Raw genomic sequence first — 19,986 nt, 5'->3', positions numbered from 1 at the left:
AAGAGCGTATGAAATCAAATCCTTTTGATATTTCCGCAGTATACGAAGAATTGCTTCAACACTTTCCCAACTACAAGCAAGCTCCGATAATCGGATTGACAGGGAACTTTCACGACAGTGAGTGTACACTTGCGGAAGCATACTACACGTCCATTATAAAAGCGGGAGGTATTCCGTTTATATTGCCGCCCACCGATGATACAAATGTAATTCTCAATGTCTTAAACACTATTGACGGTTTAATTCTGACCGGTGGAGGAGATATTAATCCACTCTGTTTGAATGAAGAGCCAATTCCGGAATTGCATAATATTAATGCTCGCAGGGATAAACAAGAACTTCTCCTCACAAAGCTGGCGTCCGATCGACAAATCCCGATTTTAGGAATCTGCCGTGGTATTCAAATCCTCAACTTTGCAATGGATGGGACACTTTATCAGGATATTTACTCTCAAAGAGAAAAACAGACCATCAAACATAACCAAGATTTAGACCGCCCCTACGCTTCCCATACGGTAACAATCAAAAAAGATACCTTATTATATAATATAATAGGTAAAGAAAATATTCCTGTTAATTCATTCCATCACCAGGCAGTAAGAAAAACAGCTGTCGGATTCAAGGTTTCTGCCATAGCATCGGATGGTGTTATTGAAGCAATCGAATCCGCTGAATGTAAGCCTATGCTTGGTGTACAGTGGCATCCGGAATGCTTTATTAGCAACGGAGACACCTCAATGATGCCTATCTTTGAGTGGCTCATTAAAGAAGCAAGTTTCTTTAAAAAGGCTAAAAGCCTGCATAACAAGTTCATTACATTAGACACCCATTGCGATACTCCCATGGCTTTCGACCGGCACATTGATTTTGGAAGTCGCGACAAACGAATATTGGTCGACCTTCATAAGATGACAGAAGGGATGTTGGATGCTACTATTATGGTAGCTTACTTAAAACAACTTGGACTATCTGATGAAGATTTAGAAGCTGCTACTGCAAAAGCCGACCGTATTTTAAGTGAAATTGAGGCCATGATAAAGAAGCATAATACGTCCGTCAGTATCGCTTATAAACCTGAAGACATTCAAAAGTTGAAGGACAAAGGCAAAAAAGCTATCTTCATAGGTATCGAAAACGGTTATGCCATAGGAAAAGATATGACTAATGTAGAACGATTTCGTCAACGCGGAGTGGTCTATATGACACTCTGTCACAACGGAAATAATCAGATTTGCGGATCGGCAATAGATAATGACTTGAATATGGGAGTTACTCCCTTTGGCGAACAAGTCATTAAAGAAATGAATCGTGTCGGTATGATGGTGGACATCTCACACACAGGACGTCACACTTTCTATAACGCATTAGATATCAGTAGCAAACCTATTGTTGCATCTCATTCTTCTGCTCGAGCCATCTGCAATCACCCTCGTAATTTGGATGATGAGCAATTGATTGCTTTAGCCAGAAAAGGTGGTGTCGCCCAAGTTACTTTATATAATAGATTCTTACGAACCAACGGACAAGCTACTGTTATGGATGCAATTCACCATTTAAATCACATGGTCAGCGTCATGGGCATCGAACATGTTGGAATTGGAACGGATTTTGACGGTGATGGTGGCGTAACTGGTTGTGCTAATGCGTCAGAACTAATCAACTTTACTAAAATGTTATTAAAAGAACAGTACTCCGATGTTGACATTCAACAGATTTGGGGAGGAAACTTCCTACGAGTAATGAACGAAGTACAAGGAAATAATTAACTTTGTACCGAAATAAATAAAAGAATATGAAAATAAAATTATACTTTTTTTTACCAATGCTGATTCTCTCTCTAATCGGCGCAGTCTCATGCGCTAACAGCAGGAACAATAAAATAGAAGAAACGGAAGAAACGACAAAGAAAGAGATTCCTGTTCCGGCTTTTAACGCAGACAGTGCTTATACATATATAAAGAAACAAACAGACTTCGGACCACGCGTGCCAAACACAGCGGCTCATAGAAACTGCAGTGAGTATCTTATCGGCCAAATGAACAAATTTGGAGCTAAGGTAATTACTCAGAATGCTGATTTAGTAGCCTGGGATGGAAAAGTCTTGAAATCAACCAATATCATTGGCAGTTACAATCCTGAAAATCAAAAGCGTATATTATTATGTGCTCATTGGGACAGTCGCCCTTATGCTGACAATGATCCGGATAAAAAAAACCATCGCACCCCCATTGATGGAGCAAACGATGGCGCAAGTGGTGTTGGTGTACTCATGGAAATCGCTCGTCAGATTCAATTAAAGCAACCGCCATTAGGTATTGACATCATATTTTTTGATTCGGAAGACTATGGAACACCTCAATTTGAAAAAACAAACGGAAATATAGAAGATACGTGGTGTCTGGGAGCTCAGTATTGGGGACGTCGTCCGCATGTAGACGGATATCATGCCCGTTTTGGTATTTTACTTGACATGGTAGGAGGTAAAAATTCCACATTCTACTACGAGGGATTCTCCAGAGAAACTGCTTCTTCACCTATGAAAAAGATATGGAAAGAAGCGCATAAAGCAGGCTTTGGAAATTATTTCATAAAACAAGACGGCGGATACGTTACCGATGATCATAATTATGTCTATCAATATGCACACATCCCATGTGTGGATATCATTAATTATGACCCAACTTGCCAACAATCTTCGTTTGGACCGACTTGGCATACGGTGAACGATACTTTTGAAAATATCGACATAAACACGCTAAAGGCGGTAGGACAAACTGTTATGAATGTTATTTATAAGGAGCAATAAGCATGAAAACGATTGATGAATTACAAGATGAAGTGATTGATGAATTCAGCGGATTGGATGATTGGATGGACAAATACCAATTGTTGATTGATATGGGCAGTGAACAAAAAGAGCTAAATCCAAAGTATAAAACTGAACAGAATCTGATTAATGGTTGCCAAAGTCGGGTTTGGCTGCAAGCTGATTATACGGATGGCAAAATTCTCTTTCAAGCAGAAAGTGACGCTCTGATAGTAAAAGGCATCATTGCGTTATTGATTCGAGTTCTTTCCAACCATACTCCAGATGAGATTTTGAATACTAATCTGTATTTCATTGATAAAATAGGACTGAGTCAACACTTATCTCCCACCCGCAGCAACGGATTGGCTGCCATGATTAAACAAATACGACTTTATGCTCTCGCTTTCAAAACAAAAGAAGAAACAAAAATATAAGATATGATTAATCCAAAATATACACCTGCTACCGACCGTTATAACAATGGTATGAAGTATCGCCGATGCGGAAAGAGTGGCATTATGCTGCCGGAAATCTCGTTGGGACTTTGGCACAACTTTGGCGATGTAAATCCGTTCTCTAATTCATTGGCAATGGCACATTATGCGTTCGATCATGGTATTACACACTTTGATTTAGCAAATAATTACGGTCCTTCATACGGATCTGCTGAGGAAACTTTCGGATTAATCATGAGAAAATCGTTCCGCCCTTATCGCGATGAGCTGTTCATTTCTACCAAAGCCGGATATGACATGTGGCCTGGACCTTACGGCGATTGGGGATCACGCAAATACCTGACAGCAAGTTTAGATCAGAGCCTGAAACGAATGAATCTGGATTATGTAGACATTTTTTATAGCCACCGTTTTGATCCGAAGACTCCGCTTGAAGAAACGCTTCAGACATTGGCAGATATCGTTCGACAAGGGAAAGCACTTTATGTCGGGATATCTAACTATCCTCAAGATGCAGCAGAATTTGCTTATCGCTATCTGGAAGAACACGACGTACATTGTCTACTTTATCAAGGACGATACAATATATTCGATCAGACTCCTGAGAAAAAAGAGATTCTAAAGCAGGCAAAAGAACATGGTACGGGTTTTATCGCTTTCTCTCCATTAGCCGAAGGGTTGTTAACAAACAGATATCTGAATGGTATTCCGACAGACTCCCGCATTGCTCACGGAGGACATTTGAAAAAAGAAAGTCTCACTCCAAACAGATTGCAGCAAATCAAAACTTTAAATGACATGGCGACACAACGTAACCAAACGTTAGCTGAAATGTCTCTCGCTTGGATATTAAAAGATGAGATGGTGACAAGCGTCATCGTTGGAGCTAGTTCGATAGGACAATTGGCCGATAACCTGAAAGCAATTAATAAAACAGACTTTACTCCCGAAGAACTGAAGAAAATAGATGCTATAGCGTTATCTAAACAATCATAAGATAAGCTATCGTTGAGCTTGTTGCCAAAACAATTCCTATCATCGTTTCATAGGGTATCAACCACAACCGTTCTTTAAAGTTCAATTCACACACTCCACCTGTTGCATTAAAAAATGAACCATGCGGCAGGTGGTCTAAAACCGTTGCTCCGGCATTAATCATTGCCGCGCCCCATACGCCTGAAATACCAACAGACAGAATAGTGTCGGAAAAAGAAGCGGAGGCTATCGTCGCTCCTGCTGTAGTAGAAGCGGTGGCGGCAGACATCAATGCTCCGGATATGGGAGCAATAATTGCTTCGTTTAAATTCATTCCGGAAAGAGCGGAAAGAATCCAATCTTTTAAAGATGAAGACTTTATTACTCCTGCTATCGTTCCCGTACCTATTAATAATATTGCTATTCCTGACATCTTTTGCAATCCGAACTCCGTACTCTCTAATAAACGGTTGGTCTGTCCCATGGCTACCATTCCTGCTATACCTCCGATAGGGAGAGCTATCAACGGGTCGATAGTTATTCCGAAAATCGGACGTAGTGCCAATAATATAATTGTTACTACGGGGGCAACCAGACTACGTCTTAACGAAGGTAGATTCTGCTCTTCCTTAACCGTAACAGCCTGATTATAAATCGGTCCATACTTAGGAATCAGCTTAACTGCAACAAAAAGAGTAAACAATAGCCCAACGATAGCCGGAATAATATTAGCCACCATTACCAATGACAACTCCGCGCCAAAGTTCTCAGCAGCAATAATTGTATTCGGATTAGGAGAAATGACATTTCCACATTTACCACCACCTATCATGGCGAGCAGAAGTAAAGGCGTCGGAATACGTAACTTGTTTCCGATAGTCAACGCAATAGGCGCGACCGTAATTACGGCAACATCAATAAACACACCAACTCCACATAGCAACATAGTAGTAATAGCAAGTGAAGTTAGTACAAACTTCTCACCCATAAAACGTACTATCGCATTCGAAATAGTCGTAGCTGCACCCGATTTGATCAGTGCACCGGACAATACACCGGCTGTCAAAATTCGGATAATAGCCGGAGTAACATCTTTCACACCATCAGTCATCACCTTCACAGAATCTACTAACGAAAATCCGCCTATCAAAGCCCCAATCATAGCTCCAATAATCAAGCTATATACGGGTGACAGTTTTTTGATAATCAGAAAAATAGCTAATATTAATCCAAGAATTGCTCCGAGTGCTGACATATATTCCGTTCTTTCAAATTTTGTGAGTCCGAAGTTAATGTATCCATTAAAAAATTACAAGCAATATAAGAAAAAGTTAGGCATCTATGAATCAATAAGTCAGAATTTGGCAACTCATACGTATCAGTTGAGTGAATTATCTTATCTCTTTTGAAAAGTAAAAGTTTGTCAGAAGAAGAAATACGGCAATAAAGGCTAAACTCTTTTATCATGCCAATATATAAGAAAACCAAAGAATCTATTTCTACGTACTTGCATCCAAATATATCAACAAACATTTCTATTTTCATCGATGGATTCGGGTATTTTTATCTTTTTCAAAATTCCAAAAGACAACAAAAAAAGTGCTGAAGCTCTCCCCCAGCACTTAATACATAGAAATCTTTTCTTAATTTAAGATGCTTCCGACTTATTACGTCTCTTACGTTCTGTCTCATCCAAAATAATCTTTCGCATTCGCATCGCCTTTGGTGTAACCTCTAAATACTCATCTTCCTTGATATATTCCAAAGCCTCTTCCAAAGAAAATACCACCGGAGGAATGATTCGTGCCTTATCATCAGCACCGGAAGCACGCATATTAGTCAACTTCTTTGCTTTCGTAACATTGACAACCAAATCATTCTCATGGACATGCTCTCCAACAACCTCACCGGCATAAACTTCTTCCTGAGGATTGATAAAAAACCGACCTCTATCCTGTAGTTTATCAAGCGCATAAGCGAAAGCCGTTCCACTTTCCATCGCAATCATAGAACCGTTAGTACGACGAATAATATCGCCTTTATACGGCTGGTAATCCTTAAAACGATGAGCCATAATTGCCTCGCCCTGTGAAGCTGTCAGCACATTGGTTCTCAAACCAATAATACCGCGTGACGGAATATCGAACTCTATGTTTACACGGTCACCCTGAGTCTCCATAGAAGTCATATCCCCTTTACGGCGGGTAACCATATCAATCATCTTACTGGCATATTCCTCAGGCACACTGATAGTCAGCTCCTCTATCGGCTCACTTTTTACACCATCAATCTCTTTAATGATAACCTGTGGCTGACCAACTTGTAACTCGTATCCCTCACGACGCATAGTCTCAATCAAAACAGACAGATGAAGAACACCACGACCTGAAACGATCCACTTTCCATCCTCACCTTCGGCTTTACGCACACGCAAAGCCAAATTCTTATCCAACTCACGTATCAAACGCTCCTGAACATGACGAGAAGTAACGTACTTCCCATCTCGGCCAAAGAATGGTGAATCATTGATTGTAAATAACATACTCATAGTAGGCTCATCAATAGCAATGGGCGGAAGAGCTTCCGGATTTTCAACATCGCAAATAGTCTCTCCTATCTCGAAATTCTCCAAACCGACGATAGCACAAATATCACCAGAATCAACTTCATCTACTTTCTTACGGGCCATGCCTTCGAAAGTATCAAGCTCTTTAATACGCTGCTTAATGAAACTGCCATCGCGCTTAGCCAGCATAACATCCATACCCTGACGGACGGATCCTCGATTAACGCGACCAACCGCAATACGACCGGTATAGGAAGAATAATCTAAAGAAGTGATTAACATCTGACAAGCACCTTCCAATTGCTTAGGAGCAGGAATATATTCAATAATGCCATCAAGCAATGCATTAATATTTTCCGCAGCCTTTTGCCAATCAGTACTCATCCACCCGTTCTTAGCAGAACCATAATAAACCGGATATTCCAACTGGTCTTCAGTGGCATTCAAATTACACATCAAGTCAAATACCATTTCGTTGACTTCCTCAGGACGACAATTCGGCTTATCAACTTTATTAATAACGACAATCGGCTTTAAACCGATAGACAAAGCCTTTTGAAGAACAAAACGAGTTTGCGGCATCGGGCCTTCAAAGGCATCAACCAACAAAATACAACCGTCGGCCATATTAAGAACTCGCTCTACTTCTCCGCCAAAATCAGAGTGTCCCGGAGTATCAATAATATTAATCTTCACTCCTTTATAACGTATGGAAACGTTCTTTGAGAGGATAGTTATACCTCTTTCTCGCTCCAGGTCATTACTGTCCAACACCTGGCCACTGTTATCCTCTCCTTCACGGAACAAGTGCCCCGCAAGCATCATCTTGTCTACCAACGTTGTTTTACCATGATCAACGTGGGCGATGATAGCAATGTTTCTAATATCTTGCATATAAACCTAAAATTTCGGTGCAAAGGTACGACTTTTAAACGAAAGATTTTCTATGTATTAGTACTTTTTTGAAAAACTAAAAACAGAAATATATATGATTACACGTCCAACAAATGAGAGACAACTTCTCTATCTTTCTTCATTTGTTCCACTAATCCGGATATATCAGGGTACTTCCGCTCCTCGCGTAAATATTTCACCAACTCAACACGAAGAGGCTGACGATATATCTCACCTGAAAAGTCGAGTATGTTTACCTCAATGCTGCGGTCCTTGCCATTCTGTATAGTCGGACGATTTCCAATATTCAGCATTCCCTTATACTTCCGATCGTTCAAATAAACGTACGATGCATAAACACCATCACCCGGAATCAGTTTATCCGAATTGTTCAATTGGATATTAGCAGTAGGGAATCCCATTCCACGACCGATCTGACGCCCCTCAACTACCGTTCCAGTCAGAAAATAATTATACCCAAGATGCTCATTAGCCTGAGTAATCTTCCCTTCTTTCAACAACTTACGAATAACAGACGAGCTGATTGCCGTTCCTTCCGAGTCAAATTCCTTGGCACATACCACTTCCATTTTCAGTTCTTGTCCATAACGATAGTAATCCTCAAAGCCTTCACTTCGGTTATGCCCAAACCGATGGTCATATCCGATGACTAAAGCTGATATATGATACTTTTCATGAAGCAACTTCATAAAGTCGAATGCAGAAAGCAATGAAAGCTCTTTAGAAAATTGCATCCAAATGCAATGTTGTACTCCGGTGACAGCCAGTAAATCATACTTCTCTTCAGGAGTTGTGAGCAATTCCGGTTGATAATCACTTTGCAATACTTTTCGTGGATGAACCTCAAAGGTAATGACCGATGAATCTAATTGACGTTCTTTTGCCAGATTCCGCACCTGATCCAAAAGAAAACAATGCCCACGATGAACACCATCAAAAAAGCCGATGGTCCCTACACTCTCCGATAAACAAATACCCGAATTCCCGGTAACTATATCCATTACTCAAAATATTTCCTCAAATCATCTTCAATTCGATACTGAACAGCATTCAAACCAACTTGCCTTGCGCCATCGCAGTTAAGTTCTATATCATCGATAAACAGAGACTCCTCCGGTTTTATTCCGGCATCTTTCATCATTTCCTGATAAATTTCCGGAGAAGGCTTATCAAGATGCATTTGAAACGAAAGATAAACCTTCTTAAAGAAATCATTCCATGCGTGATCCTTATAATTGAACAGACAATCCTGAGCATATTCCCAATGCAGCTCATTGGTATTACTCAACAAATAAAGATTATACTTCTCTTTCAGTTCAAGAAGAAGGTCTAACTTATATGAAGGAATTCCCACCAGCATTGCATTCCACATATAATCAATATCCTTATCAAAGAGTGAAGAACTAAAATGCTTCCGTAACTTTCTCCGAAAATATTTAGTTGACAATTCCCCTACTTCATACTGAAAAAAGATTTTATCCTGCTTAATGGTACTTAACTTCTCTTCGATATCGAAGAAACCTGCAGCACGAAACGCATTAACAGTCCGACTAAAGTCTAAGTCAACAATCACACCACCAAAATCAAAAATCAAGTTTTTTATCTTTGTATCCATTCCTTTTGCCTCCTTACTTTAAGCCGTCTCAAAAATCGTAAAAATTCTCCAATCCACATAACAAATGACGTAATACCTATTATATACAGCCATTCTGTGAATCTCAACGGTACGGTTCGGAATATCTCACCTCCAAACTGAACTATAATAATCTGTCCCAAAAGTATAATTCCGGCTACGCTCAGCATTCCAATAGCATGACCGGCATCTTTAAAGACGGAATGGTTTGTTCCGAACACGCCAGCATTAAATAAATTCCAAAACTGAAGCATAACAAACACCGTAAAGAATATAGTTAATCCTCTAAGTTCCATTTCAGGCGGTAGCATCTTTATACCATAAATCATCACTATCAATATAATAAGAAAGCTACATCCCACTCCGATTATGTTATTGCGCATAGAAGGCGTTATAATGAATTCCTGAGCCTTACGTGGCTGCTCATTCATTACATCCTGTGTCGGCGGAATAGATGACAAAGCCAACGCAGCAAAAGTATCCATAATCAGATTCACCCAAAGCATTTGCGTAACAGTCAGCGGAAGTTCGGTTCCTAAAAACGCGCCTATCAACACACTGGCCAGAGCAACCAAATTAATCGTCAGCTGGAATACAATAAACCGCTGGATATTTTTATACAAAGAACGTCCCCACATGACTGCCGTAGCAATACTATTGAACGAATCATCAAGTAACGTAATATCACTGGCTTCCTTCGCGACAGAAGTTCCTGCCCCCATAGATAACCCCACTTGGGCATGATGCAATGCCGGCGCGTCATTTGTTCCATCCCCCGTAACAGCAACCACTTCACCTCGTTTCTGTAATAGTTGAACGAGTCGTTGCTTATCCATCGGACGGGCACGACTCATCACCTTAATGTCTTTAACGCGTTCAAACGCTTCCTCATCAGTCAATGCGCCAAACTCAACTCCTGTAATCAGATTCCGATCCGTATCTCTCTCTGTCCATAATCCTATCTGACGAGCAATTTCCCTCGCAGTCCCGGGAGTATCACCGGTTACAATCTTTACATCTATACCCGCCGACCTGCATTTCTGTACAGCAGGTGGCACATCCAAACGCACCGGATCGCTGATGGCAAAGATTCCCAAGAAGTTTAAATTACCTTGATGAATCAAATTCTCACATTTAAGTGACGAATCAGAAGAGAATTTTTTATAGGCGATAGCTATAGTACGCATCGCTTTCGCCTGATATTCGGATAATAATTGCTCGAAATGTTCCTTTTCATCGGAAGAAACGTTCGACATTCCCAACAGAATCTCCGGAGCGCCTTTTACATAAAGAATATAACCATCCTTAACCAGCGAATAAACCAACGTCGCCATATATTTCCGTTCGGTAGAGAAAGTTATCTGATCGATTACCTTTACATTCTCCCGTACACGAAGATAATCTATATCCTGATTCTTCAACCATAAGAGTAAAGCTACTTCCGTGGGATTACCCACACCAACTCCCTGTTCGTCAAGAAAAGCTGTAGAATTAGCACTGATGCTTTCGCTAATCAGTTCTTTATCTGTATTCTTCAATTCGGCATCGTACACCTGCATCTGATTCTGTGTCAGCGTACCTGTCTTATCTGTGCAGATAACAGTAATAGCACCCATCGTTTCACAGGCATGCATTTTACGTACCAAATTGTTTGTTTTCAACATTCTGCGCATATTAAGTGCCAAACTCAGAGTAACACTCATCGGAAGTCCTTCAGGAACCGCTACCACAATAAGCGTAACACCCATCATAAAGTATTTCAATACAATTTGGGCAATATACAGTCCTTCCTGCCATTCATCAATAGTCCGGCCACTAATATAAATATATAAATCTCTTGCGGTAAAGATGACAAAAGTTAGAACAGCTACCGTAAAGCCTATTCGACCGATAAAATCAGCCAACTTCTTCAATTGTACATTCAACGGAGTCTGTTCCGTATCCTCATTGGCTGCCTGTCGCGCCACTTTCCCAATCTCCGTAGCATCACCCACAGCAGTAACTTCCATCATACCATGACCATCCAAGACCATCGTTCCGCGATACACACAGTTACTCGGATATGTGGCATCTTTCTGAAAAAAAGCCTCATCAACCGTTTTTGAAACCATCAACTCACCGGTAAGACTCGATTCATTTACTTGTAACGACACAGATTCCTGCAAGATACCATCAGCGGGGATTTCTTCTCCTGTATTCAGCATAACGATGTCACCCACAACAATCTCCTTTTTAGGAATCTCATGAATTTTACCATTACGCATTACCGTAACAGGAGTCTCCTCGTTTACTTCGTTCAGGAGGTCAAATTTCTTATTCGCATCGTATTCGAAATAAAAACTTATGCCGGTTGCTAAAAAGATTGCGAAAAATATTCCGATAGTCTCTACATATTCATCTTCAATAATCGAAATTACTAATGATAAAGCGGCAGCAACTAAAAGAATTTGAATAACCGGGTCTTTGAACTTTTCCAAATACAGTTTCCACATCGAAGGTCGCTTAGGAGGAGTCAACAAATTGGCACCATGCCTGTTACGACTTTTCAGGACTTGCTCGTCGGATAGCCCTGTTAATATTTTATGGTTTTGAAAATTCTTCATACTTTTCTCAAACATCTCACAAAAGTACAAATTTATATCCTTGTCCACATTACAATACGATGAATTTATTCTTTTTACAGGTAACATCACAGTTCCATATCGAACACTATTCTCATCTGCAATGCACATAAACATATATCGTGATTTTTTATAATCATCAGCTCTATCCATAATCATCATATAGATCAGACAACAAAGTGATACGTATGAATCGATCAACTCATGCGGATGACTTGCCCAACTCATGCGCATGAACTTGTCAACTCATCAGCATCACTTTTCACGTTCATACGCAACACCGAAAGCACTTATCCTCACAAACTAAAAAAGGAGACCGCCGTCTCCCAAGGATTAATTACTTTTGTATTGCTTATGTACAAGCACTTAACCCGTGAGCAAAGGTATGGAATTTACCTGGGACTCCAAAAGGAAATGACACAAAAGACAATTGCTCAGCTTATCGGTGTCAGTGAATCAACAGTTAGCCGCAAGTTGCGTCGTAATAAGACCAAGAACTGCAAATATGTGTGGGACAAGGCGGACGACATGTCTTCCTTCCGCATTCATCGCAGTCCGGGGAACAGATCTTTGTCTGCCATACTAAGGTGGCGTATCGAGGAGTATATCAAGAACGAGCAATGGTCTCCCAAACAGGTTTCTGGGTATCCGAAAAGAGAAGAGAGCATAAAAGTTTCCCATGAGACCATCTATAAGCTCATCCGTCAGGATGCCAGCGGGGAGCCGGCATCCAACTGCAGGCACAAAATGAAATATCATCGTAAGAGTACTGTAAGGCATCAGCCCAAGAGTATCAATATCCGCAACAGGGTCAACATACATGAACGTCCGGCAGAAGCCGATGGAAAGGGATTCGGAGACTGGGAGATGGATCTTATCGTTGACAAGGACAGTAACGCCATCTTGACGATGATAGAAAGGAGCACAAACTTCCTTATTATGGAGAAACTCAAACAAGGGGAAAAAGCTATGCCGTTGGCAAAGACCGTCCGGAGACTGCTTATACCCTATAAAGGGGAATTGCTCAAGACTATCACAACGGACAACGGGAGTGAATTTGCCGAGTACGAATGGATTGCAAAGCATCTCAAACTGAAGATTTATTTCACCGATTCTTTTTCGTCATGGCAGAAGGGGCTGTTGAAAACACGAATAAACTTATCAGGCAATACATTCCTAAAGGGACTGATATTAGTGCTGTCACCGACAAAAGAATCAAATGCATACAAGCAAAAAGAAACAGAAGGCCAATAGAAAAATTAAAATTCTCTACACCATTCAAGGAGTTTTTCAAATATTATGCGTAATATTGCACTTGCTGGTTGACTCTTTAGTGAATAAGAAATAAAAGGAGAAACTTAACTTTTTTGGACTTTCATTTGCAGAAACAGAAAGAGTTGCTTAAATTTGCACCGCTTTTAATAGGAATGACTTTAAATTGCCCTTTAGACTCGGAGTATTCTAAAAGAGTATTGGACTTGTAGCTCAGTTGGTTAGAGCAACAGACTCATAATCTGGAGGTCCCAGGTTCAAGCCCTGGCTGGTCCACACTGAAAATCAAGCACTTACGAGTTTCTCGCAAGTGCTTTTTTCATGTCTGCGTAAACAATGCGTAAACAAACGGCTTTAGTTGGCGATTTTGACTCAAAAAATCTTATCGAGTTTCATAGAGTATTTTATCCATTTGTTATCATATAGGAAACCTTTATTTCTGCACAGGAATTGGGCCTCGATAGGTCAAAACAGGTGCAAAACCACCAAAAACATCACTTAAATGTTATATTTCCGTAAAAAAATTACGGGAATTAAAAACTTTATTGTATATTTGCCCCAGAAATCTAAAAGAATAAGGTTATGCTCATTAAATTTGCCGTAAAAAACTTCCGCGGTTTTGCCGAAAGAATAGAATGGGACTTATCACATCCCAGCAATTACTCTTTCAACACATACGCTGTTAAAGATGGAGTAATTAAGAATGGTATTATCTATGGACCAAATGGTTCAGGTAAGACTAACTTCAGTGTAGCACTATTCGATATAGTTAATCATCTTACACAGAAATCTAAGAAACCTGACTACTATCAGAACTTTGTCTATGGAGGTGATTCTAATTTGAACGTAGATTTTGAGTATACGTTTAAATTTGACGATCAAGCAATTGAATACAAATATTCCAAGAATGTATTTGGAGCGCTTGTAAAGGAAGCACTGATTGTTGATGGTGTGCCCGTATTCAAGCGGAGGATAGATACACTTGAACTCGATGAGAAACAATTCCCGATAAATCCAGATGCAAAGCGGAACCTGCAGATGAATGCCAACAGTATTTCTATAGTGAACTACTTGCTGACATCTTATCCTCTTGCCAAAGACCACTATTTGATTCGGATGCGCAACTTTGTCGATTCTATGTTATGGTTCAGATGCCTGAAGGTTAATGAATACATGGGATTTGACAACATGGTAACTATTCTTGACGAGTATATTATCAAAAACAGATTAGTTAAAGACTTTGCTGATTTCCTGCGGAAAATTAGTGGGCAAAAGTTTGAGTTTGTTCAGTCAAGGACAACGGACAAGATCCTGTTCTGCAAGATAGGGAATGGGGTTATTGCTTTTGACTTGATAGCTTCAACGGGTACACAGTCGTTGAAGTTGCTATATTTCTGGCTAAAAAAGATGAACGAAGCATCCTTTGTCTTTATCGATGAATTCGATGCATTCTACCATTTCAAGTTGGCATTTGAGGTATGTAAGCAATTGTTCAATCTTAATTGTCAGGTCTTCACGTCATCTCACAATACCTATTTGATGACGAACGATTTGTTGCGCCCAGATTGCAACTTCATTTTGCAGAACAACAAGATTAAGCCATTGCACGCTTGCACAGAGAAGGAACTGCGATTCGGGCATAATATTGAGAAACTATTCCGCGCTGGTGCATTTGAAGTATGATACTGTTTGTATTTGAAGGCAAGGACGATAAGACTTATTTCGAGTCTATCAAACAGCTTTTCTTCCCAGAGAAGCTCGATACCTTCGTGTGCACGTACAATAGTAATATATACTCACTCTATACCAAGCTCATGGAGCACGATTCTCTCAATGGAGCATTTGAAGTAGATACCGTATCTGTGCTTAAGGAGATTCTCCTTGAGAAAGGTGACGAAACGTTGAAAGACATTAGAGAGGACGTGGTGGCTGAAATATACCTATTTTTCGACTACGATTTCCAAGAAAAGGCCCGGACTCTTGAAGAGAACAACAAGAGGCTATCAGAAATGCTGGACTTCTTTACTGATGAAACAGCGAATGGTAAGTTGTATATCAATTATCCGATGGTTGAGTCGCTCCGCTACACAAAAGAGTTACCGGACAGCGACTATTGGACATACACCGTGACACGTCAACAATGCCAGGAAGTAAGATTCAAACACCAAGTTCATGAATTCTCTTTCAATGGAGGAAATTTGGAATATATCATTCTCACCATCAAACCAGCTGACGACGAAACGAAAATACAAGAGAAGATTGACAATGCAAAGACGAACTGGAAACATCTTGTTGTTATGAATGTCAGTAAGGCACATTTCATCTGTAACGACAAAAATGAAGTTCCTGATGAATCCGATAGTCAGCTGGCAGTCTTTAGCAATCAACTTTCCAAATATGTCGAAACGGATGAATGTAAGGTTGCTATACTTAATGCATTCCCCATATTCCTGTTCGACTACTTTGGAAGAAAGATAATATGGGAAAGAAAATAGAAATGACATGGCTAAGAAAATAAGAATAAATGCATCAAACAACAGTGAAATTCCTAAGACTCCGCAGGAACTGAAATTGGAAGGTGTACAAAACTTATACAACTTCCTATTTGAGGCGTGCAATATCATACGCGGGCCTGTGAGTCAGGACAACTTCAAGGATTATATAACGCCAATACTTTATTATAAGCGCATCAGCGATGTGTATGATGAAGAAACCTTGGATGCCCTTCAGGAAAGTGGTGGCGATGAAGAATACGCCTCGCTTCCAGAGCAGCACCGCTTTGTTATCCCTGATGGTTGTCACTGGCAGGATGTACGTGAACGTACAGAGAATCTTGGTGCTGCCATCGTTGGTGCCATGCGTGGTATAGAGTTGGCCAACCCTGACACGCTCTATGGTGTACTCAGTATGTTCAGTGCTCAGAAGTGGACGGACAAGAAGAATCTTTCCGATGGGAAAATACGTGACCTCATCGAACACCTGAGCACTCGCAAGCTGGGCAACAAAAACTATCCCACCGACCTAATGGGTGATGCATACGAGATATTGTTGAAGAAATTTGCTGATGATTCAAAGGCAAAGGCTGGTGAATTCTATACTCCTCGTTCCGTGGTACAGTTACTTGTCCATATTCTCGACCCGCAGCCAGGTGAAAGTGTTTATGACCCTGCTTGTGGTAGTGGCGGTATGCTTATAGAAGCCGTGCATCACATGAATCACAGCAGCCTCTGCTGTGGAAACATCTTCGGACAGGAGAAGAACGTGGTCAACTCGGCCATTGCCAAGATGAACCTCTTCCTGCATGGTGCCAGTGATTTCAACATCATGCAAGGTGACACGCTGCGCAACCCAAAGATTCTGCAAGGTGGCGAGGTGGCTAAGTTTGATTGCGTGATTGCCAATCCTCCGTTCTCACTGGAGAAATGGGGCTCAGTAGAATGGTCTTCTGATAAGTATGGTCGTAACATCTGGGGAACGCCCAGCGACTCGTGTGGCGACTATGCTTGGATTCAGCACATGATAGTATCGATGGCTCCTGGAAAGGGTCGCATGGCTGTGGTAATGCCACAAGGTGTACTCTTCCGAGGTAATGAAGAAGGCCGCATCCGTGAAAAACTGGTGAAGAGCGACATGGTGGAAGCTGTTGTTACCCTTGGTGATAAACTCTTTTATGGGACAGGTCTTTCGCCGTGCTTCCTGATTATTCGCAAGATGAAATCTGCCGCTCATAGTGCACGAGTGCTGATGATAGACGGCACAAAGATTCTGACGCAAAAGCGTGCCCAAAACATCCTGGAGCAGAAGGACGTTGACCGGCTGTATGAGTTGTATATCAACTACGAGAATGTAGAAGACTTCTCGCAAGTGGTCACGCTCGAAGAAATTGCAGCCAAAGGCTACGACCTTTCGCCGAACAAATATGTGCAGTACCATCGCGAAGCGATTAAGCCTTATGCAGAGGTGCTTGCTGCGTTCAAGGCTGCTTACGAGGAAGTGAAGTTTCGTGAGGCGGAATTCAGAAACATCATAAACGCATAGAAAGATGGAAGAGCATAAAAATACACAATACCGTCGACCAGACGAGACCATCTCATTGGACGAACTGAAATCGTTCCTCTGGGGTGCTGCCACCCGTCTTCGTGGACAGATAGACGCTGTCGGCTATAAGGAATATATCTTCCCGCTGCTATTCTTCAAACGCATCAGTGATGTCTATGACGAGCAGTTCGAGGGCTTTGTGGCAGAAGGTGGAGAGGAATATGCAGGTATGCAAGCTGAGGAACTGGCTATCCGCATTCCTGATGGTGCACATTGGCGTGATGTGCGCGAGGTAACAGAGAATGTTGGTCAACGTTTGGTAGAAGCTTTTATCGCCATTGAGCAGGTCAATCCGGGTGAAGAAGCAGATGGTCGTGTCATTGGTGGTCTGGATGGCATTTTTGGGCCAAAGGATGGATGGACGAACAAAAACAAGATGCCCGACCATATCATCACATCTCTCATTGAAGACTTCTCTCGCTATAACCTGGGCTTGTCTTCCTGCCCTGCTGATGAGATGGGTCAGGCATACGAATACCTTGTGGGTAAGTTTGCCGACGATGCAGGAAACACAGCACAGGAGTTCTATACAAATCGCACGGTGGTAACGCTGATGGCTGAGATTCTCCAGCCAAAACCCGACGAAAGCATCTACGACCCCACTTGTGGATCAGGAGGAATGCTTGTGAAGTGCCTTGACTTCCTACGCCAGAAGGGGCAGCCTTGGCAAGGAGTAAAGGTGTTCGGGCAGGAGATCAATGCTCTGACCGCTTCCATTGCTCGCATGAACCTCTACTTGAATGGTGTGGAGGATTTCAGCATTGTTCGTGAAGACACACTGGCTCATCCTGCTTTTGTTGATGGTAGCCATTTGCGAAAGTTTGATATCGTGTTGGCAAATCCGCCATATGCCATAAAACAATGGAATCGCGAAGCTTTTATGAATGATAAATGGGGACGTAATTTCCTTGGGACACCACCTCAAAGTAAAGCGGATTATGCATTCATTCAGCACATCATTGCTTCTATGGCTACTAAAACAGGACGTTGTTCTATTTTATTGCCTCATGGTATCCTTTTCCGCAAAGAGGAGAGAGATATGCGTGAAAATCTGGTTAAGATGGATACGTTAGAAGCTGTAATTGCACTTGGCCATAACTTGTTTTACAATTCAGCAATGATATCATGTGTTCTCGTGTGCCAGGTAAACAAGCCCGTTGAGAGGAAAGGCAAGGTTATTTTTATTGATGCTGAAAATGATGTCACTAGGAAAAATGCGTTTAGCTATCTAGATGAATCGCAAATTCAGAAAATCTTAAATGCATATAATGGCTTTGTTGACATAGATGGTTTTGCAAAGGTGGTTACCAACGAAGAAATTATTGAGGCAAATTCTGTCCTTAGTATTTCGTATTATGTTGAAGGGATTAACGATGAAGGCTTTGACATTGATGATTCTATTCAAAATTGGAAATGCAGCAGCGAATCACTAAACAATGAATTTGAATTATTGGTTAACATGATAACTGACAGAGAGCATGTATAAATTAAAAGATTTTGCACAAGATATTTCTGTCGCCATTAAGGATGCTCAGTCTAGTCCTTTTGACAGATTCGTAGGTTTGGAGCATTATGACTCTGGCGAACCTGTTATAACTCGTTATACTGATAAAAGTCTTTTATCTTCATCAGTTAAGGAATTCCGAAAGAATGACATCCTTATTGCTAGACGTAATGTATACCTAAAAAGAGCTGGTATTGCCTTTTTTGATGGCCTTACATCAGGAGATTCTATTGTACTTCGTATTTATGATGATTGCGAGTATCGAACAGGAATTTCAAAACAGGATGCAATAAGAATCATACCGTTTATCCTAAATAGCAATGTATTCTGGGCATATGCTAACAAACACGCAGATGGAATGAATTCAAAGCGTATTTCTAAAGAAATGCTTTATGACTACGAGTTTGATTTACCTCCTATGGCAGAGCAAAAAGTTCTTGCAGATAAACTTTGGGCGGCATATCGCCTGAAAGAATCATATAAGAAGCTTCTTACCGCTACTGAAGAAATGGTGAAATCGCAATTTATCGAGATGTTTGGGAATCCATTATCATCAGTTCAAAGATACCCGCTCAAGAAACTTGGCGATTGTTGCGAGTTGAATCCAAGAAGACCAAGCTTGGGGCTAGAAGATACAGATAATGTTTCATTTGTACCAATGCCTTCAGTTAGTGAAAATGGCTATCTTCAGGATGTTACAGATGAAGAATACGGAAAAGTCAAGAAGGGCTTTACGTATTTTGAGAATGGCGATGTCTTGTTTGCGAAGATAACTCCTTGCATGGAAAATGGTAAAGGAGCTATTGCAGAAGGACTTACGAATAACATTGGCATGGGTTCTACAGAGTTCCATGTTCTTAGACCTATAGAAAACGTATCTAGTCCATATTGGTTATTGGCTTTAACAAGATTACCGATTTTTAGAGAAAGAGCCAGCAAGAATATGACTGGAACCGGAGGACAAAAACGAGTGCCAGCAAATTATCTTGAGAACTTCATGGTAGGTCTTCCTCCAATTGAAGAACAAAATAGGTTTGAAAACATCTACAATCAGGCCGATAAATCAGGATTTGAACTTCGTAAATCAATAGAGGCAATAGACAAAGTCATCAAAAGCTTAATCAACGAAAATCTATAG

General features: G+C 40.9%; 14 protein-coding genes, 1 tRNA gene and 1 pseudogene. 11 read left to right on the top strand and 5 right to left on the bottom strand.

Annotated elements, in window-relative coordinates; all coding sequences use genetic code 11:
- Positions 1-8 precede the first annotated feature (8 nt).
- The 4 genes from LO761_RS06665 to LO761_RS06650 are packed head-to-tail and all read left to right on the top strand — an operon-like array spanning position 9 to position 4,260.
- A complete protein-coding gene (locus tag LO761_RS06665; RefSeq protein ID WP_272817506.1) occupies positions 9-1,766 on the top strand; it encodes a gamma-glutamyl-gamma-aminobutyrate hydrolase family protein in 1,758 nt (585 codons plus the stop codon).
- A 26-nt stretch (positions 1,767-1,792) separates the two neighbouring features.
- On the top strand, positions 1,793-2,806 hold the full coding sequence (locus LO761_RS06660) for a M20 family metallopeptidase (RefSeq protein ID WP_272817505.1): 1,014 nt from the start codon (positions 1,793-1,795) through the stop codon (positions 2,804-2,806).
- Positions 2,807-2,808: 2 nt separating this feature from the next.
- Complete coding sequence (locus LO761_RS06655) at positions 2,809-3,243, top strand: SufE family protein (RefSeq protein WP_272817504.1); 435 nt, start codon at positions 2,809-2,811, stop codon at positions 3,241-3,243.
- 3 nt (positions 3,244-3,246) lie between these two features.
- Complete coding sequence (locus LO761_RS06650; RefSeq protein WP_272817503.1) at positions 3,247-4,260, top strand: aldo/keto reductase; 1,014 nt, start codon at positions 3,247-3,249, stop codon at positions 4,258-4,260.
- Here LO761_RS06650 and LO761_RS06645 read toward each other — a convergent pair.
- The 5 genes from LO761_RS06645 to LO761_RS06625 form a co-directional block, all read right to left on the bottom strand.
- On the bottom strand, positions 4,247-5,494 hold the full coding sequence (locus tag LO761_RS06645; RefSeq protein ID WP_272817502.1) for a GntP family permease: 1,248 nt from the start codon (positions 5,492-5,494) through the stop codon (positions 4,247-4,249). The two genes, LO761_RS06650 and LO761_RS06645, sit on opposite strands and share 14 nt — an antisense overlap.
- A 393-nt stretch (positions 5,495-5,887) precedes the next feature.
- Positions 5,888-7,699 carry a translational GTPase TypA gene (typA, locus tag LO761_RS06640; protein ID WP_272817501.1) on the bottom strand — a complete coding sequence of 604 codons (1,812 nt, stop codon included), beginning with the start codon at positions 7,697-7,699 and terminating at the stop codon, positions 5,888-5,890.
- 98 nt (positions 7,700-7,797) lie between these two features.
- Positions 7,798-8,721 (bottom strand): bifunctional riboflavin kinase/FAD synthetase, encoded by a 924-nt coding sequence (locus tag LO761_RS06635; protein ID WP_272817500.1) that lies wholly within the window; start codon positions 8,719-8,721, stop codon positions 7,798-7,800.
- Positions 8,721-9,335 (bottom strand): HAD family hydrolase, encoded by a 615-nt coding sequence (locus tag LO761_RS06630; protein WP_272817499.1) that lies wholly within the window; start codon positions 9,333-9,335, stop codon positions 8,721-8,723. The genes LO761_RS06635 and LO761_RS06630 overlap by 1 nt, the downstream gene beginning before the upstream one ends.
- A complete protein-coding gene (locus LO761_RS06625; protein ID WP_272817498.1) occupies positions 9,320-11,956 on the bottom strand; it encodes a calcium-translocating P-type ATPase, PMCA-type in 2,637 nt (878 codons plus the stop codon). Before LO761_RS06625 ends, LO761_RS06630 begins: the two co-directional genes overlap by 16 nt.
- 372 nt (positions 11,957-12,328) lie before the next feature.
- On the opposite strand from LO761_RS06625, the pseudogene LO761_RS06620 reads away from it, so the two are divergent.
- The 7 genes and pseudogenes from LO761_RS06620 (at position 12,329) to LO761_RS06590 (ending at position 19,986) form a co-directional block, all read left to right on the top strand.
- Positions 12,329-13,281: pseudogene (locus tag LO761_RS06620) on the top strand (IS30 family transposase).
- A gap of 167 nt (positions 13,282-13,448) precedes the next feature.
- Positions 13,449-13,522 (top strand) — tRNA-Ile (locus LO761_RS06615).
- A 306-nt stretch (positions 13,523-13,828) separates the two neighbouring features.
- Positions 13,829-14,929 (top strand): AAA family ATPase, encoded by a 1,101-nt coding sequence (locus LO761_RS06610; protein ID WP_272817497.1) that lies wholly within the window; start codon positions 13,829-13,831, stop codon positions 14,927-14,929.
- On the top strand, positions 14,926-15,741 hold the full coding sequence (locus LO761_RS06605) for a hypothetical protein (protein WP_272817496.1): 816 nt from the start codon (positions 14,926-14,928) through the stop codon (positions 15,739-15,741). The genes LO761_RS06610 and LO761_RS06605 overlap by 4 nt, the downstream gene beginning before the upstream one ends.
- A 7-nt stretch (positions 15,742-15,748) precedes the next feature.
- Positions 15,749-17,284, top strand: coding sequence for a type I restriction-modification system subunit M (locus LO761_RS06600; protein WP_272817495.1), 1,536 nt, complete (start codon positions 15,749-15,751; stop codon positions 17,282-17,284).
- A 4-nt stretch (positions 17,285-17,288) separates the two neighbouring features.
- A complete protein-coding gene (locus LO761_RS06595; RefSeq protein WP_272817494.1) occupies positions 17,289-18,830 on the top strand; it encodes a type I restriction-modification system subunit M in 1,542 nt (513 codons plus the stop codon).
- A complete protein-coding gene (locus tag LO761_RS06590) occupies positions 18,823-19,986 on the top strand; it encodes a restriction endonuclease subunit S (RefSeq protein WP_272817493.1) in 1,164 nt (387 codons plus the stop codon). The genes LO761_RS06595 and LO761_RS06590 overlap by 8 nt, the downstream gene beginning before the upstream one ends.

It is taken from the genome of Phocaeicola oris (assembly GCF_021295095.1).
Lineage (GTDB): Bacteria > Bacteroidota > Bacteroidia > Bacteroidales > Bacteroidaceae > Phocaeicola > Phocaeicola oris.
This window is presented reverse-complemented; position numbering and strand designations above follow the sequence as displayed.